Below are 17,101 nucleotides of genomic sequence, written 5' to 3'. Positions count from 1 at the left end.
CGTGAAACATCTCTTAAACCAGAATACATGTTTCCAGAATACGATATTATAGTTGTTGGTGCTGGGCACGCAGGCTGTGAAGCCGCGGCGGCCGCAGCGAAGATGGGTTCGAAGGTGCTGCTGGCAACCATGAACATGAACACGATCGCGCAGATGTCGTGCAACCCAGCCATGGGCGGCGTAGCCAAAGGGCAGATCGTGCGCGAGGTGGATGCCCTCGGCGGCATGAGCGGCATCATCACTGACCAGACCATGATCCAATTCCGCATGCTCAATAAGTCGAAAGGCCCGGCTATGTGGAGCCCGCGCGCCCAAAGCGATCGCATGCGTTTTGCCGAGGCCTGGCGCCTGAGCCTGGAGCAAACCGAGAACGTGGACTTCTGGCAGGAGATGGTGACAAGCATCGAAGTGGAGAATGGTCGCGCCGTTGGCGTACGCACGAGCCTGGGGATAACTATACGTGGAAAAGCCGTTATACTTACGAACGGCACGTTTCTGAATGGCATTATCCACATCGGTGAGAAGCAGATGGGCGGGGGCCGCTCCGCAGAAAAAGCAGCGAAAGGCATCACCGAGCAACTGAAAGAACTGGGCTTTGAAGCCGGCCGCATGAAGACCGGAACACCGCCGCGCGTAGATGGCCGCTCGCTCGACTACAGCAAAATGGAGGAGCAGTTTGGCGATGAGAACCCAAGCAAATTCTCCTATACTGACACCCAGCCGCTGCCCAAGCAACGCAGCTGCTACATTACCTATACCAATCCGGAGGTGCACGAAATCCTGAAGACAGGCTTTGAGAAATCACCGATGTTCCAGGGACGCATCCAGGGATTGGGGCCACGCTACTGCCCAAGTATAGAAGACAAGATCAACCGCTTCGCCGACCGCACCCGCCACCAGATCTTTGTGGAGCCGGAAGGATGGAACACCGTGGAAGTATACGTGAACGGTTTCTCCAGCTCGCTTCCGGAGCACGTGCAATATGAGGCGCTGCGCAAGATTGAAGGCTTTGAGAACGCGAAGATGTTTCGTCCGGGCTACGCCATCGAGTATGACTTCTTCCCGCCCACGCAGCTGAACCTGACGCTGGAGACAAAGCTGGTACAGAACCTATACTTTGCAGGCCAGATAAACGGTACCACGGGTTATGAGGAAGCAGCGTGCCAGGGATTGATGGCAGCCATCAACGCGCACAACAAGATTAACGACAAAGAACCGTTCATACTTAAGAGATCCGAAGCATACATCGGTGTGCTGATTGATGACCTGGTGAACAAAGGCACCGACGAACCTTACCGCATGTTCACGTCGCGCGCCGAGCACCGCATCCTGCTGCGCCAGGACAATGCCGATATCCGCCTTACCAAGATGGGATATGAGCTGGGGCTGGCCGACGAAAGCCGCATGCAGGCTGTGGATAAGAAGATCACGGAAACGGCAGAAATCATCGCCTACTTGAATAACAAGCCGATTGAGCCCGGAAATATCAACAGCATGCTGGAGGAGCTGGGCTCTGCGCCGATAACAGAAAAGCAACGCGCTGGCCAGCTCATCAAGCGCCCGAACGTGGAGATCGAGGACATCGCCAGAGCCATACCCGCCGTAGCCGAATACCTGAGCAAGTTTAAGCCCGACAGCGTGGAGCAGGCAGGCATTCAGGTGAAGTATGAGACCTACATTGAGAAAGAGTATGCGATGGCGGCCAAGATGGGGGAACTTGAAAACTATACTATCAAAGGAAAAATAAACTACCGCGACATCCCTGCGTTATCTAAGGAAGCAAAGGAAAAACTACTGAAAGTGGAGCCGGAAACAATAGGCCAGGCCTCCCGGATCAGTGGCGTGTCGCCGGCTGACATATCGGTGTTAATGGTATACCTGGGAAAATAAATGAGCTACGAAAGACTGGAGCAATGCCCGATCTGCGGCAAGGAAGCCTTTAAAAACTTTTTAGTAGTAAACGACAACGCTGTCTCGAAAGAGAGCTTTGTGATTGTGGAATGTGAGAACTGCTCGTTCAAGTTCACAAACCCGAGGCCCGACGCGCAGAGTATAAGCCAGTACTATGAGTCAGATGATTACATCTCGCACTCCAACACCACCAACGGAATTATCAACAGGGCCTATCATGTGGTGCGCTCCATCACGACCAAGCAGAAGGTGGAGCTAATCAACAAATACGCACCCGTAAAAGGAAGTATACTGGACTATGGATGCGGCACCGGGGTTTTTCTGAGCGCATGCAAAAAGGATGGCTGGGAGATAAGGGGCATCGAACCAAATTCCAAGGCCCGAAAGAAAGCCACGGTGCAAACCGGAGAGATCATAGCCGAAACGCTGGAAGACATAGAGGGGGAGAAGTATGAAGTGATCACGCTGTGGCATGTGCTGGAGCATATCCATGCGCTGAACGAGACAATGGAGCAGTTGCTGGAGCACCTGCAGGAAGACGGAACCCTGATCATTGCCGTACCGAACGCCGACTCGCATGACGCGCAGGAGTACAAGGAGAACTGGGCCGCCTACGATGTGCCGCGCCACCTCTACCACTTTACGCAGCCTACCATGAAGCGCTTCCTGAAGAAGCATAAGATGAGGCTTGAGGAGGTGCTGCCCATGAAATTCGATGCTTATTATGTGAGTTTGCTGAGCGAGAAGCAAAAGCAGGGCAAGACAAAGATGCTAACGAGCGTGATGAACGGGTACCGCTCCAACAGCTATGCTGAGAAGAACGGCAACGATTACTCCAGTTTGATTTTTATAGCGAAAAGAAAATAATAGCGCCAAATTGCGCAGGAAAAAAAATAGGCAAGCGAGAGTTTGCCTATTTTGATTTGATGACCACACAGCCCATGAAGCTAATAAAAGCATTTATTGCAGCCGCCCTTGCCACAGGAATGGCTGCCTGCGCCACGCAAAGCCCACCGGAGGGAGGACCACGGGACCAGACCCCACCAAAATTGGTGAACAGTAACCCAAAGGACCAGCAACTGAATGTGGATACCCGCACCATCACGCTGGAGTTTGACGAAGAGGTTCAGCAGAATACATTGACCAAGGAGCTCCTCATCACCCCTAATGTCAACAATCCCTACAAGGTGATTCCGAACCGGAATGTGCTGACGCTGGAGTTTGAAAAGCCGCTGGAGGATAGCACCACCTACACCTTCAATTTCAGGAACGGAATAACAGACATCACCGAAAAGAACAAGGCTCAGGACCTCAGGCTGTCGTTCAGCACCGGCTCCTTTATAGACTCCAGCCGCGTGAGCGGAACAGTGGTGGACCTGATGAAGCAGACACCGGAGAAAGAGGCGCTGGTGCTGCTCTACCAGGCAGGAGACACCATGAGCGTGCGCAAGAACAGGCCATACTACCTCACCGCAGCGGATGCACAGGGCAACTTTACGATGGAGAATGTGAAGGAAGGCAGCTACCGCATGTACGCCCTGATAGACAAAAACAGCAACAGCTACTATGACTCGGAGGAAGAGCGGATTGCCTACCTGGCGAAGCCCATTACCATTACGCCGAATACCGATACAGTAAAGCTGCAGACGGTTAGGATAGACACCAAGAAACCCATACTTCTGAGCCGGGGCCGCTTTACTGACAGGTTTGTGGCAGGATACAATGAGGGGATACAGCAGTTCACGGCTATCCCTGTGGCCGGTAAAGACACGCTGATGAGCAAGAGGCTGCTAGACGGAAAAACAGCAGAGCTATTCAAGACAGCGAATTTCGGAGGTGGAAAAGTCATACTTGCGGCTGTTGATTCCGCGGGCAATATCGGCTCGGACACACTGGATATCGCGTTTGAGGGTAAACCTTCTACACGCATAAAAGGGGCCGCAATAAAAGTTATGAACAACGGGAACGCTGGATACAAGGTGGGGCAAGAGGTAGTAGTGGAGCTGCAGACACCCGTTCGCTTAGCCGGTAAAGCACCAGTGACACTGATGGCCGACAGCGTGGTGGTAGAAGCGTTGCAGCACCCCGAGCAGGTAAGCCTGGACAAGACAAACACAGAACTGCGCTTCGCTGTACCAAGCATCAGCAGTAACATCAGGCAACTGACGGTATTGTTGGACAGCACGGCCATACAACCACTGGAGGGACCGGCACTCTCGTTTGCACCGCTGCAGCTGGCCATAGCGGAAGGCAAAGGATCCACCGGAAGCCTGAGCGGCAACATCAGCACGGACCATACTTCCTATACTCTGCAACTCTTAAACAGCGAGTATAAGGTGGTAGAGGAACGCGGCGTAGGCAAGACTTTCCGGTTTCGGAATATTGCTCCGGGCAGTTATTACATTCGGGTGCTGATCGACGAGAACAAGAACGGCAAGTGGGATAAGGCAGATCCTGAGTTTAAAGTACAGCCGGAGCCAGTATACATGCACCCGGCCACGATAGAGGTTCGCGCAAACTGGGAGGTGGAGGACCTGGACCTGAAATTCTAGGACAGCCAAGTATAACGGGAAAAGGAGAAGCGGAAGCCTCTCCTTTTTTTATGCCCCGGCAAGTATAAACTCCAGCAAACAGAAGCATTAAATAAAAAAGACACCTATCTGAGGTACCAGAAACACGAGTCAGAAGGCACGAATACTATAAGAAGTATAGCAAGTGCTGGCCGCATAGACTCCAACAAGCAGGGAAGTATAAAACGTATCGAACCGACGAAGGAACTAAGTATAAACGGACATACTTGATCCAGATGCTTTCTGAAGTATAACTCACTGCCGCGCCAGCGGGCACAAAGTATAAACCAATCCTCAACGGCATCACCATAATAAGCCAAGTATAAATCCCGCTCAATTCCCTTTGCTGCTTTGGCCACAGCTGCAACAAAAGTCTGCCGCATCCTATTTGTCATTGCCATTTCATACTTTACCAAAGCCTCACCTCATACATTTAAAGCTGCTTTGCTGAGCAAAGCATTTACGTTGCTACTGCCAATCACAAACCTGCTGCGTGCGTAAGAAACCAAAGGCACTTACACGTGTGTAAGCTAACGGGCAGAGGTAACGACTACCGGCAAGTATAAAAGGCAGGTAAAAGAATGACTGAAATAGGCAGAAATGAGGAAGAAAACAGGGAGTCAGAAAATTTTTTCACTAATCCACAAAGTTGTGCCTAACCCTGTGGAAAAGCGTGGGTAAAGGTAAGGATAACTTGCACGCACAGATATTACACACCCCGGAATGGCTTACACAAAGGGTAAAAAGTGGATACCGGTGTATAATTCACCCTCCGTTTGGGCCTTTTCCACCTTTCTGTTTCCTGTTCATAAAGAAATACACACAAAAGGGCAAAAAGTGGATAAGAGGGCTAAGCTATTGGTACAAAAGCAGCTAAAATCCACATCTCAACCTTGCGGCTGGTGAAAAGAACAAACGATGTACACAAGTTATGGACCTTACACAAACCTGAGTAAAGTTGTCCACTTATAAACAGACCTAACAATGAAAGAGGATTCTATTTAAAAAATCTTCTTACAAAAATTATTAAGGACTGTGAAGTGTGGAAAGGTCGGGAAAAAAGACTGTGAAACGGGGCGGGGAGCTTACACAGGAGAAAAAAACAAGGAGAAAATCTGTATATTTAGAACTCGCAAAGCAAAAGGATACACACAACAAGATAAACTATGCTTTTAAAGGTAGACCTATCGCTCCCGTTCCACGAGCCAATACTGATATTCACGTTGGTGCTCCTGATCATTCTGGTGGTGCCGATATTCCTGAAAAAATTCAGTATACCGGGAATCGTGGGCCTGATTATAGCTGGGGTGATACTGGGGCCGAACGGGTTTCATATCCTGGAGCGGGACGCGAGCATCGTGTTGTTCGGAACGGTGGGCTTGCTGTATATCATGTTCCAGGCAGGCCTGGAGATAGACATGATAGACTTTAAGCGCTACAAGATACGGAGCATCGTTTTCGGCACCTTCACGTTCCTGATACCCATCTCGGTGGGTACGGTGGTTTTTCTCTACCTGCACGATTACGATATAAAACCAGCCATACTTCTGGCAAGTATGTTTGCCCCGCACACGCTATTGGCATACCCCATCGTCAGCCGACTGGGCTTAAGCAAGAACGAGGCAGTTACCATCACCATAGGTGGAACGCTGATAACCGACACAGCGGTGCTTTTTGTGCTGGCCATCATCATCAATTCAACGCAGGGCGAAACCAGCGCAGGCTTCTGGGTATGGATGGTCATCAAGATGATTGCCTTTGTGGTGGTGGTGCTTTGGGTGTTTCCCAAGATTGCCAAATGGATGTTTAAGCAACTGGAGAGCGAAAAGGGCGCGCAGTACATCTTCGTGCTCACTGTTATCTTCGCCGCAGCCTTCCTCTCGGAGCTGGCAGGCATGGAGGCCATCATCGGCGCATTCCTGGCGGGCCTGGCGCTCAACCCACTCATACCGCATACATCGCCCCTGATGAACAGGGTAGAGTTTGTAGGCAACAACATCTTCATCCCATTCTTTTTGATCAGCACCGGCATGCTGGTGGACCTGAAAGTACTCTTCACGGACACAAACGCCATGCTGATAGCGGCCACAATTGTGGTGCTCTCGCCGCTCACCAAGTATGCCGCTGCATTCCTTACGCAAAAAATATTCGGGTTCAGCGTGCTGCAGCGTAACCTGATATTCGGCCTGAGCAGTGCACACGCGGCGGCAACACTGGCCGTGGTGCTGGCAGGGTACGAGATAGGCCTGATAGGGGAGAGTGCCCTGAACGGTGCGGTGGTACTGATCCTGACCTCAAGTATGGTGAGCTCCCTGACGACGGAAAAGGTAGGCAAGAAACTGGCCATTTTCGAGAGCCGAAGGAAGCCGGACATCAGTCAGAAACCAGACCGGATCCTTGTGCCGATAGGGAATCCGAAAACCATCGAGCAGTTGATCGACCTCTCGATCATGTTGAAGAACCCGGCGCATAAGGCCCCGATTTTCCCATTGGCCGTGGTGATAGACAATGAGCACGCCGAGGAGGAGATCTTCAAGAAGAACAAGATGCTGCAGGAGGCCATCACACACGCCTCGGCCACAGACAATGATGTGCAGCTGGTTTCCAAGATTGACGTGAACGTATCGAGCGGAATTCTGAGGGCCATAAAAGAACTGATGATCACGGAGGTGGTGCTGGGCTGGAACGCCAAGATAACAACCCGCGACAGGATCTTCGGGTCAGTGCTGGACAACCTCCTCGAAAACACAGACGAGATGATCCTGGTATGCAAGATCATCCAGCCCTTGAACACGACGGGAAGGCTGATGGTGATCGTGCCAACGAACGCAGAACTGGAAAGAGGCTTCCTGAGGTGGATCAAGTCCGTGAAGCTGCTATCGACGCAACTGGGGGCGCCTATCGTATTCCGGTCCCGAAGAAGAACCCTCAACAAGCTCAAGAAAGCCGTAAGCGGCAGCAAGCCGACCGTGGAAGCAAGCTACCAGGAGTACACAAGTATGAAAGACATAGCCGGCATGAAGTCAGAGCTGCAGAAGGATGACATGGTGATCGTGATCTCGGCCAGAAAGAAAACGATTTCCTATAACAGCAACATGGATTACGTGCCGCGCGTGCTGTCTAGGGATTATAAGGACAACAGCTTTATCGTGATTTACCCGGAACAGTACTCAGAGCACCAGTCGGTGCCGGTGAAACAGACGACGGAGGCGTATGAAGAAACAAGCGAAAAAAGCGTTTAACTATAAGCTGGACTTCGATAAAACAGATTTCAGGAAGCACCCGGAGCTGTACAGGGTAGGAAAAGGAGAGCAAGGCGTATTGCTGGTGGAGCCGTACAAGTCGGAGATACTGCCGCACTGGCGGTTCAAAAACCCGGAAGTGGCGCGGGAATCGAGCGAGAAGATTTATACTTTGTTTCTGGAATACCTGGGGCAAAACGATTTTGTGGGCGCGGACATGGCCCGCAAGTTCCTGCAGATGGGCTACACCCGCAGCAGGCGCTACGCCAACCATCGCAGCGGCCAGAAGTATAATGGCCCCGTGCCGGACGATAAAAAAGGCCAGAGCGGCGCCCACGGCAGACCGCAACTCCCCCTCGATCCGGATCCCGTAAAAGCCGAGTCAGCGGCGATATTCAGGGAGAAGTGGGAGCAGGCGAAGGAGAACGAGAAGTATAGGCAGCTGATGGAGGAATTCAGAGACCTGCACGAATAGCCCGGGCAGAATAAAAAGAAAACCCAACGAAAGGTAAAAACCGTATCTTTGCACATATAAAAAATCACTATTGAACATGATCAATAAAGACATCAGGTTGGGCAAAGGGCTTGGTAAGATCAAGTTTGGCCTGACAATGGAAGAAGTAGAAGAATTGTTGGGCGAGCCTGAAGAGGTGGAAGAATCAGATGAGGAGGATGAGTTCGAGCATCAGGCCTGGAACTACTGGGAGGAGGGCTACTCGCTCTACTTCGATAAGGAGGACGATTACCGCCTGAGCTGCATCGAGACAGCCAACCGGGACGTGCAGATCTTCGGGGAGCGCGTTTTCGAGATGAGCCGCCAGCAGGTCCTGCAGCTTTTCACCGACCACGAGGTTACCAACCCGGAGGAAGAGGAGGCTGAAACCGGCGAGACCCGCATCTCTTTTGAGAAAGAGATGATCGACCTATACTTCGACGAAGACCAGCTGATCGCCGTAAACTTCGGGGTATTCATCAACGACGACCTGGAAGTAGTATGGCCTGAGAAATAGGTAAAACTGTTTATACTTTAAAAAAGGAAGAGCCCCGGCTAAATGATAGCCGGGGCTCTTTTTATGTCTCGTGCAAAGTATAAATCACCTGCCGTACCACGTGGATAAGTATACGCGAAAGCCACTGCGTTTACTCAAAAGGCCACTTTTATACTTCATGCTTTAAAAGGATGTCCACAGGTCCACCAACAAAAAAGCCCGGCAGCGATGCCAGGCTTTTAAGAGTCAGAAGCAGGTGAGAAGGCTATTCAAAGAAGAAGTTATATAACTCCTCCTGTATCACAGGGTTAATGGCAACTGCCAGGATTATGGAGATGGTCAAACCAATGGCTACCGACAGGATGTCTTTGCCGATCAGATTGAACGTCTTGGCGAACTTAACCGGGGAGTCTTGCGCGCGCAGGCGCATACCCAGCTCGCGGCCGGCCAGCAAACCCACAAAAACCCAGGTTGTGCTCATCGGGATGTTGTTCACTTCCTTGAATAAATAAAGAATGATGGCATACACCAGGTCGATGATGGTGGCGCTGCGAACGTCGCGCACCTCTGATTTCTCGTTGATGATGTTCTGGATCTTATCCCCTTTCTTGTAGAACAGGAAACCAAGGCCCAGGAAAATAAACAGGGTGAAAGTCAGGAACTCATATACATTGAGCTGGCGGGGCAGGTAAACGGCGATGTTGGCCAGGTCTTGGGCCAGCCAGGTGTACCACAGGAAACCGCTGATCACCCACTGGGCAACGGTCCAGGAAATGTGCGCCTTCCCCTTGATAAAACGTTTGATGACCTTGGTAAGCACCAGGTAGATAACCAGGGCCGAGAAAAAGGCCACGAAGTAACCGGCTATACTTTTGTTGATCATGCTCAGGATAGTACCCGATGTGGCCGTGAACACGCTGAGCAGCATGAACGTGGTGGAAACAGGAATGCGGAAACGGGTAAGCAGTAACAGGATGATGGGCGAAGCCAGCTGCAGGTATACAAAGCTGGTCGGTGCCGTCTCCAGACCAGGTGTGGCTAAACGCTGATACGACACATCGCCATCGAATACCACCCAGCTGTAGGTAATCGTGAAAACAAAAATAAGGCCCATGAACAGCCACTGCCAGTACCATTTCTTGTCCTCGTTGGAACCGATGAACGTGCCAATCGTCTGAATACTGTCGTTGGCGATGGCAGAGTAACCGGCAAAGGCAAAGCCCACCCACATGGCGATGGAGGGGTAAGGGTATAGCGCACCCGCAGCTATCAGGGAGAAGGCGATGAAGTATAGGAACTTCTTTTCCTTCTGAAAGACAACATCTACCAAACTATACCGCTTGGTGAACTTGTGTGGCTTGGCTGGTGCTACAGTACTTAGCTTCTTTCTAGTCTTAGCCATCATGAAATGTATGAGTGAGAAATAAAACGCTGCAAAGGTAAGTTATACCAATGTTAAGTCTTGATGTGCAATGTTAAGAAATTGTTACCACGCAGCAGGCAAAAAATTTAGTTTGAGCCAAAGTATGCAAGCGGGAAAACCAGTAAGTGCAGGGATAAAGAAGTGTAAGGGTAAAGGAGGGGCAAATACACGAATAAAAGTATAACTTAGCATTTGGCATAAACAGACACGAAAGAAGTATATTTGCGGCATGGCGACACAAGAAAAAACACCTGTAGAAAACGCTCAGTTAAAAGACATCATCTCGCACGCGAAGGAGTATGGTTTCATATTCCCGTCCAGCGAGATCTATGATGGACTGCAGGCCGTGTATGACTACGGCCAGATGGGCGTGGAGCTGAAGAACAACATCAAGACCCTGTGGTGGAAAAGCATGACGCAGCTAAACCAGAACGTAGTTGGCCTGGACGCGTCGATCTTTATGCACCCGCTGGTTTGGAAGGCCTCTGGTCACGTGGACAGCTTCAACGACCCGATGATCGACAACAAGGACTCGAAGAAACGCTACCGTGCCGACGTGCTGATCGAAGACAAAGCGGCCCAGTACGAGAAAGACGGCCACTACGAGAAAGCCAGCGAACTGCTGGTAGAGATGGGTAGGCTGCTCGGCGCTGAGGACCTGGACAGTGTGCGCGAACTTATCATCAAGGAAAATATCAAATGCCCGGTCTCCGGTACCACCAACTGGACGGAAGTGCGCCAGTTCAACCTGATGTTCTCCACCCAGGTGGGCTCTGTGGCCGAAGATTCGCAGACCATTTACCTGCGCCCCGAAACGGCTCAGGGCATTTTCGTAAACTTCCTGAACGTGCAGAAGACCGGCCGCATGAAGGTGCCGTTCGGTATCGCCCAGATCGGAAAGGCCTTCCGGAACGAGATCGTGGCGCGCCAGTTTATCTTCCGCATGCGCGAGTTTGAGCAGATGGAGCTGCAGTTCTTTGTGCGCCCTGGCACCGAGATGGAGTGGTACGAGCAGTGGAGAGATACGCGCCGTAAGTGGCACGAGGCCATTGGGGTGCCAACCAACAAACTGCGCTTCCACAACCACGAGAAGCTGGCCCACTACGCCAACGCTGCCCTGGACATCGAGTTTGAGTTCCCGTTTGGTTTCAAAGAGGTAGAGGGTATCCACTCCCGCACCGACTTCGACCTGACGCAGCACCAGGAGTTGAGCCGCAAAAAGCTACAGTACTTCGACAACGACCTGAACGAGGAAGGCAAGCCTTACGGCAACTACGTGCCTTACGTGGTGGAGACCTCCGTAGGCGCTGACCGCCTGTTTTTGATGGTACTGTGCAGCGCCTATACCGAAGAAGAGATTACCGAGGGTGAAAGCACCAAGAGCCGCACCTTCCTGAAACTGCACCCGGCGCTGGCCCCGGTGAAAGCCGCCATACTTCCGCTGACCAAGAAAGACGGGCTGCCGGAGAAAGCTTCCGAGATCTACGACAGCCTGAAGTATGATTTCAACCTGATTTACGAAGACCGCGACAGCATCGGCAAGCGCTACACCCGTCAGGATCTGATCGGCACGCCTTTCTGTATTGCTGTAGACCACCAAACGCTGGAGGATAATACCGTAACCGTGCGCGACCGCGACAGCCGTGAGCAGGTGCGCATGCCCATCAGCGAACTGCAGGCCTACATCAGCAAGGCTGTCAGCTTTAAGAGCATTCTGGAAAAGCTGGCCTAAGTATAAAGTATAAAATGGAGAAAGCCGAAGGTGCAGCAGCGCCTTCGGCTTTTTTTATGTTCTTGTGGCTTAGCCTGTTTTAAACCCCCCGATACCGCGGCTCGTTTATAGAAGTATAAATCAAGCATTAAAACCATGAGAGAAACAGAATACAGGGCCCGCGGCAACTGGAATGAGCTAAAGGGCAAAATGAAGCAGCAATACGGAGACTTAACCGATGACGACCTGACCTATGAAGAAGGCAGGCAGGACGAGTGGCTTGGACGGATGCAGCAAAGAGTAGGCAAGACCAAGCACGAGATAAAGGAGTGGATTGACCGCCTCTAAGGCTCCGTAGAACTGCAAGTATACCGTCTTAATAGGGACACCATTCATCGCCCCATCTCCTTCACCGGTGTATGGGGCGATTTGCGTTGAACGCACCGGCCTCATACTTTGCCAACCCCGTTCCAAGTATAAAGTATAGAGCGAAAGAATCACAGGCGTTAGAACTTGTCTTTAAGTGTGAAAGTTATGTAAAGTATAAAATGTGGATTTATGCGTGTTAAAATGTATAAGGAGGAGCGTGAAAACAGTGGATTAGATGTGTAAAAGGCGAAAGCTTGAAAGTTATACACATTTGTGTCGTGTAAAAAACTGCGGGAAATACACATATTGGGAGGAGAACGCGGCACAGGAGGCTAAACAGGCATCAGCATGTGAAAAACAAGTATGAAATCGCGGCAGGAAGTATAAATGGGCCGATTGTACTCCTTTTATGCACAGCCAGCAGCAGGCGCGGGGAGAGGCAGGGAGCGTAAGGGAAGCCCAGCGCTTATCTGACCAGACGTAGCAGATTCATAGCCACTTAGGCAGGTTCGTTTCAGCAGCTTTATGCGTTTGCAGCCTCCCGGTGCCGCAAAAAATCTGTACCTTTGCAGAACCAATGCCATAGCAGCGTGTTGGAATGCAGTGGAAGCTGGCCTCATCGATTGAAATGTGGCCAAACCTGCTTAAATTGCCATCTTGCTGACCACGACTTTACATGCGCTGGAGACCATTCACAGGCAATCAAAGGCAAACTGAACGTGAGGCGGCAAAGCAAGAAAAAGAGAATAACGGTTGAGGAAGTTATAAAACCTATAAACGGTGAAGTACAACGAGTATAAAAACCTGAATTACGCCAAGGTAGGCGAAGAAGTGCTCTCCTTCTGGAAGCAGCACAATATCTTTGAAAAATCAGTAGCCACCCGTGAAGGCAACACGCCTTTTGTGTTTTATGAGGGGCCGCCTTCTGCCAACGGCACGCCGGGAATTCACCACGTAATGGCCCGCGCCGTGAAGGATATTTTCTGCCGCTACAAGACGCTGAAAGGCTTCCAGGTAAACCGCAAAGGCGGCTGGGATACGCATGGACTGCCCGTAGAACTGCAGGTAGAGAAGGAACTGGGCATCACCAAGGAAGACATTGGCAAAACCATCTCGGTAGAAGCGTACAACCAGCACTGCCGCGAAACGGTGATGCGCTTTAAGAACCAGTGGGACACGCTCACTGAGCAGATGGGCTACTGGGTCGACCTGAACAACCCCTACATCACCTTCGAGGATGAGTACATCGAGTCTTGCTGGGCCCTGCTGAAAAGGCTCTACGACAAAGGTTATCTGTACAAAGGCTATACCATCCAGCCCTTTTCGCCGGCTGCCGGCACCGGTCTGAGCTCGCACGAACTCAACCAGCCAGGCTGCTACAAGATGGTGAAGGATACCACCATTGTGGCGCAGTTTGAGGTGAAGAAGATTACCCGCAACATGTTCCTCTTCGAGCATGAGGAGGAGAGAGTATACTTCCTGGCCTGGACCACCACGCCCTGGACACTGCCGGCCAACACAGCGCTGGCCGTAGGCAAGAACATCAAGTATGTAAAAGTACAGACCTACAATCAGTATACGTTCGAGCCGATCTCGGTTATATTAGCCAAGGACCTGGTGAGCCGCTACTTCAACCCCAAAGCCGCTGAACTGGCCCTGACCGGTTACAAGGCAGGCGATAAGCTGATCCCTTACAAAGTCGTGGAGGAATTTACGGGCGCTGACCTGGCAGGCGTAGAGTACCACCAGTTGATGCCCTACGTGCAGCCGGACAAGCCCGCCTTCCGCGTGATCATCGGCGACTATGTAACGACTGAGGACGGTACCGGTATGGTGCACATCTCGCCAACCTTTGGTGCGGATGACGCTCGCGTTGCCGCCCAAAACGATATCCCGGCGCTGCTGGTGCTCGACGAGAACGGCAAACCTGCCCCGATCGTGGACAGGCAGGGCCGCTTTGTACCAGAAATCACCGACTTTGCCGGCATGTACGTGAAGAACTATGCCAAGGAAGATGAGTCTTCCCCAGAGTATAGGCCGACCGACGTAAAGATCGCCATCAAGCTGAAAGAGGAGGGCAAGGCCTTTAAAGTAGAGAAGTATGAGCACACCTATCCGCACTGCTGGCGTACCGATATGCCGGTGCTCTACTACCCGCTGGATAGCTGGTTCATCAAAACCACGGCCGTGAAGGACCGCCTGATCGAGCTGAACAAGACCATCAACTGGAAACCGGAGTCTACGGGCACGGGCCGTTTTGGCAACTGGCTTGAGAACCTGGTGGACTGGAACCTGTCGCGCTCCCGCTACTGGGGTACGCCGCTGCCGATCTGGCGAACAGAAGGCGGCGAGGAAGAGATCTGCATCGGCTCCATCGCGCAGCTGAACGAGGAGATTGCCAGAGCTGTGGACGCCGGTGTGATGGATGCCTCGGTAGAGGTGAAAGACCTGCACCGCCCGTACGTGGATAACGTAGTTCTGTTGAGCGACTCCGGCAAGCCAATGTACAGAGAGCCAGACCTGATCGACGTGTGGTTCGACTCCGGCGCCATGCCTTATGCACAGTGGCACTACCCGATCGAGAACAAGGAAATCTTCGAGCAGAACTTCCCGGCCGACTTCATTGCCGAGGGGGTGGACCAGACACGCGGATGGTTCTTCACGCTGCATGCGCTGGCTGTGATGCTGGAGGATAGCGTGGCCTACAAGAACGTGATCGCTAACGGCCTGGTGCTTGACAAGAATGGCAACAAGATGAGCAAGCGCCTCGGCAACGCCATCGACCCCTTCGAGATGATCGGCCAGTACGGCCCGGATGCCGTGCGCTGGTATATGATCTCGAACGCGCCGCCATGGGACAACCTGAAGTTTAACCCGGATGGGGTAGTGGAGACGCAGCGCCGATTCTTTGGCACGCTGCAGAACACGTACTCGTTCTTCGCGCTCTACGCTAACCTCGATAATTTCACTTATTCTGAGGCCGATGTGCCGATGGCGCAGCGCACCGAGTCGGACCGCTGGATCATTTCCAAGCTGAACACCCTGATACAGGACGTGGACGGCTACTATGCCGACTACGACCCGACCCGTGCTGCCCGTGCCATCCAGGATTTCGTGGTGGACGACCTGAGCAACTGGTACGTGCGCCTCAACCGCAAACGTTTCTGGAAAGGCGAGTACAACCAGGACAAGATGGCCGCTTACCAGACACTTTATACCTGCCTGGAGAACATCGCCATACTTGCCGCGCCGGTGGCGCCGTTCTTTACCGAACAACTCTACCGCGACCTGAACGCGGTGAGTAGTAGGCATAGGGAGGAGTCGGTGCACCTGGCCTATTACCCGGAGGTAAATCACGAGGACATCAACAAGGACCTGGAAGAGCGCATGCAACTGGCCCAGTCTGTTTCCTCACTGGTGCACTCGCTGCGCAAGAAGGAGATGATCAAGGTACGCCAGCCGCTGCAGCGCATCCTGATTCCGGTGCTTAACCCGAAGATGAAGCAGCAGATAGAAGCTGTGGCTGACCTCATCCTGAGCGAGGTGAACGTGAAGACCATCGAGTACATCGACGACACATCGGGTATCCTGGTGAAGAAGATCAAGCCTAACTTTAAAAAGCTGGGGCAGGTGTTTGGGCCGAAGATGAAGCTGGTGGCCGCCGCCGTGCAGCAGATGGAGCAGAAGGACATTGCGGAGCTGGAGCGCGAAGGAGGCTTTAAGATCATGCTGAATGAGGAGGAAACTGCTGTGCTGACGCCGGAGGATGTGGAGATCTCCTCAGAGGACATCCCGGGTTGGCTGGTGGCCAGCGAAGGCAAGCTGACGGTGGCCCTGGACATTACAATCACGGAGGAGCTGAAGCAGGAGGGCATCGCCCGCGACCTGGTGAACCGCATCCAGAACCTGCGTAAGGACTCCAACCTGGAGGTGCAGGACAAGATCCACATCGCCATGCAGCAGTCGGCGCCGGAGGTAAATGCGGCGGTAGCCAACTATAGCAACTACATCTGCGCCGAAACGCAGGCCCTGGGCCTGGAGGTGGTACAGGAGTTGCCAAGCGCCACGCTGCTGGACATTGATGAGTACAAAGTATACATCCGCATCCAGACGGAGCAAAACGCAATTGTGTAAACCAGAGAGCGCCAGGAAACTAAAAGGGGTTCCTGGCGCTTTTATACTTTTAAGGAGGTCTATTGCGGCGGAAAGCAAGTATAAAGCGCTGCTGCTTAATGTTCAGATATGAAATACGGAAAATATTACCTGGCTGCGCTTGCTGTCATCCTCATCGATCAGGTTGTGAAGCTGATCGTGCACTATAACATGGAGATGGGCCTGCCAGGTGAGATCCATTTGATAGGAGACTGGCTGAAGCTGCACTACACCCTGAATCCGGGCATGGCCTTTGGCGTGGAGCTGGGATCAGAGTATGGCAAACTCATGCTGACGTTGTTCCGCCTGGTGGCTATGTTCGGTATTAGTTACTACCTGTACTACCTGGTAAAGCATAAAGCCCCGAAAGGCCTCATCTGGTGCATCGCGCTTATACTTGGCGGCGCCGTGGGCAACCTGATTGATAGCACCTTTTATGGCGTGTGGTTCGATAACGCCCCGTATGGTTCCTCTACACCGTGGTTTCATGGGCAGGTAATCGATATGTTCTATGTAGATATATGGGAGGGCATCGTGCCGAACTGGATCCCGATCTTCGGCGGCAAGCCTATGTCGCTGTGGCCGATCTTTAACGTAGCCGACTCCGCCATATTCATCGGTGTGCTGCTGATCCTGTTCAACCAAAAGCGTTTCTTTGGCGAGCACCACGAAGAGCCGAAGCACAAACTTGCAGAACAGCAGGGGCTGTAATCCGAAGTATAAAGTATAAGTAT

At 52.1% G+C, this 17,101-nt stretch carries 11 protein-coding genes; 10 read left to right on the top strand and 1 reads right to left on the bottom strand.

Annotation, left to right across the window (positions count from 1 at the left end):
* Nucleotides 1–27: 27 nt before the first annotated feature.
* The 6 genes from mnmG (at nucleotide 28) to A3841_RS06100 (ending at nucleotide 8,733) form a co-directional block, all read left to right on the top strand.
* The gene (gene mnmG / locus A3841_RS06130; protein ID WP_073851441.1) at nucleotides 28–1,890 is read left to right on the top strand and encodes a tRNA uridine-5-carboxymethylaminomethyl(34) synthesis enzyme MnmG; all 1,863 of its coding nucleotides are present in this window, start codon (nucleotides 28–30) and stop codon (nucleotides 1,888–1,890) included.
* Nucleotides 1,891–2,778 carry a class I SAM-dependent methyltransferase gene (locus tag A3841_RS06125; RefSeq protein WP_073851440.1) on the top strand — a complete coding sequence of 296 codons (888 nt, stop codon included), beginning with the start codon at nucleotides 1,891–1,893 and terminating at the stop codon, nucleotides 2,776–2,778.
* A 74-nt stretch (nucleotides 2,779–2,852) separates the two neighbouring features.
* Entirely contained in the window at nucleotides 2,853–4,463 is a 1,611-nt protein-coding gene (locus tag A3841_RS06120; protein ID WP_073851867.1) for an Ig-like domain-containing domain, read from the top strand.
* 1,184 nt (nucleotides 4,464–5,647) lie between these two features.
* Nucleotides 5,648–7,723 carry a cation:proton antiporter gene (locus tag A3841_RS06110; protein WP_073851438.1) on the top strand — a complete coding sequence of 692 codons (2,076 nt, stop codon included), beginning with the start codon at nucleotides 5,648–5,650 and terminating at the stop codon, nucleotides 7,721–7,723.
* On the top strand, nucleotides 7,695–8,198 hold the full coding sequence (locus A3841_RS06105; protein ID WP_073851437.1) for a DUF4385 domain-containing protein: 504 nt from the start codon (nucleotides 7,695–7,697) through the stop codon (nucleotides 8,196–8,198). Before A3841_RS06110 ends, A3841_RS06105 begins: the two co-directional genes overlap by 29 nt.
* A gap of 76 nt (nucleotides 8,199–8,274) precedes the next feature.
* On the top strand, nucleotides 8,275–8,733 hold the full coding sequence (locus A3841_RS06100; protein WP_073851436.1) for a hypothetical protein: 459 nt from the start codon (nucleotides 8,275–8,277) through the stop codon (nucleotides 8,731–8,733).
* A 244-nt stretch (nucleotides 8,734–8,977) separates the two neighbouring features.
* Here the strand turns inward: A3841_RS06100 and A3841_RS06095 are convergent, their stop codons facing one another.
* Nucleotides 8,978–10,114 carry a hypothetical protein gene (locus A3841_RS06095; RefSeq protein WP_083610264.1) on the bottom strand — a complete coding sequence of 379 codons (1,137 nt, stop codon included), beginning with the start codon at nucleotides 10,112–10,114 and terminating at the stop codon, nucleotides 8,978–8,980.
* Between the two features lie 250 nt (nucleotides 10,115–10,364).
* Between A3841_RS06095 and A3841_RS06090 the strand changes: the two genes are divergently transcribed.
* From A3841_RS06090 to A3841_RS06075, 4 genes are all read left to right on the top strand, one after another.
* Entirely contained in the window at nucleotides 10,365–11,867 is a 1,503-nt protein-coding gene (locus tag A3841_RS06090) for a glycine--tRNA ligase (RefSeq protein WP_073851434.1), read from the top strand.
* Between the two features lie 135 nt (nucleotides 11,868–12,002).
* On the top strand, nucleotides 12,003–12,194 hold the full coding sequence (locus A3841_RS06085; protein WP_073851433.1) for a CsbD family protein: 192 nt from the start codon (nucleotides 12,003–12,005) through the stop codon (nucleotides 12,192–12,194).
* 801 nt (nucleotides 12,195–12,995) lie between these two features.
* Complete coding sequence (gene ileS, locus A3841_RS06080; protein WP_073851432.1) at nucleotides 12,996–16,349, top strand: isoleucine--tRNA ligase; 3,354 nt, start codon at nucleotides 12,996–12,998, stop codon at nucleotides 16,347–16,349.
* A gap of 108 nt (nucleotides 16,350–16,457) precedes the next feature.
* Nucleotides 16,458–17,078, top strand: coding sequence for a lipoprotein signal peptidase (locus tag A3841_RS06075; RefSeq protein ID WP_073851431.1), 621 nt, complete (start codon nucleotides 16,458–16,460; stop codon nucleotides 17,076–17,078).
* Nucleotides 17,079–17,101 lie beyond the last annotated feature (23 nt).

Source organism: Pontibacter flavimaris (genome assembly GCF_001907195.1).
GTDB lineage: Bacteria > Bacteroidota > Bacteroidia > Cytophagales > Hymenobacteraceae > Pontibacter > Pontibacter flavimaris.
The sequence above is the reverse complement of the archived record's forward strand: the minus strand, read 5'-3'. Positions and strand labels throughout refer to the sequence as shown.

Excerpts from the sequence above, each read along its gene's own strand:
- mnmG (WP_073851441.1), top strand. The coding sequence starts at position 28 with ATGTTTCCAGAATACGATATTATAGTTGTTGGTGCTGGGCACGCAGGC.
- A3841_RS06125 (WP_073851440.1), top strand. The coding sequence starts at position 1,891 with ATGAGCTACGAAAGACTGGAGCAATGCCCGATCTGCGGCAAGGAAGCC.
- A3841_RS06120 (WP_073851867.1), top strand. The coding sequence starts at position 2,853 with ATGAAGCTAATAAAAGCATTTATTGCAGCCGCCCTTGCCACAGGAATG.
- A3841_RS06110 (WP_073851438.1), top strand. The coding sequence starts at position 5,648 with ATGCTTTTAAAGGTAGACCTATCGCTCCCGTTCCACGAGCCAATACTG.
- A3841_RS06105 (WP_073851437.1), top strand. The coding sequence starts at position 7,695 with ATGAAGAAACAAGCGAAAAAAGCGTTTAACTATAAGCTGGACTTCGAT.
- A3841_RS06100 (WP_073851436.1), top strand. The coding sequence starts at position 8,275 with ATGATCAATAAAGACATCAGGTTGGGCAAAGGGCTTGGTAAGATCAAG.
- A3841_RS06095 (WP_083610264.1), bottom strand. The coding sequence starts at position 10,114 with ATGGCTAAGACTAGAAAGAAGCTAAGTACTGTAGCACCAGCCAAGCCA.
- A3841_RS06090 (WP_073851434.1), top strand. The coding sequence starts at position 10,365 with ATGGCGACACAAGAAAAAACACCTGTAGAAAACGCTCAGTTAAAAGAC.
- A3841_RS06085 (WP_073851433.1), top strand. The coding sequence starts at position 12,003 with ATGAGAGAAACAGAATACAGGGCCCGCGGCAACTGGAATGAGCTAAAG.
- A3841_RS06075 (WP_073851431.1), top strand. The coding sequence starts at position 16,458 with ATGAAATACGGAAAATATTACCTGGCTGCGCTTGCTGTCATCCTCATC.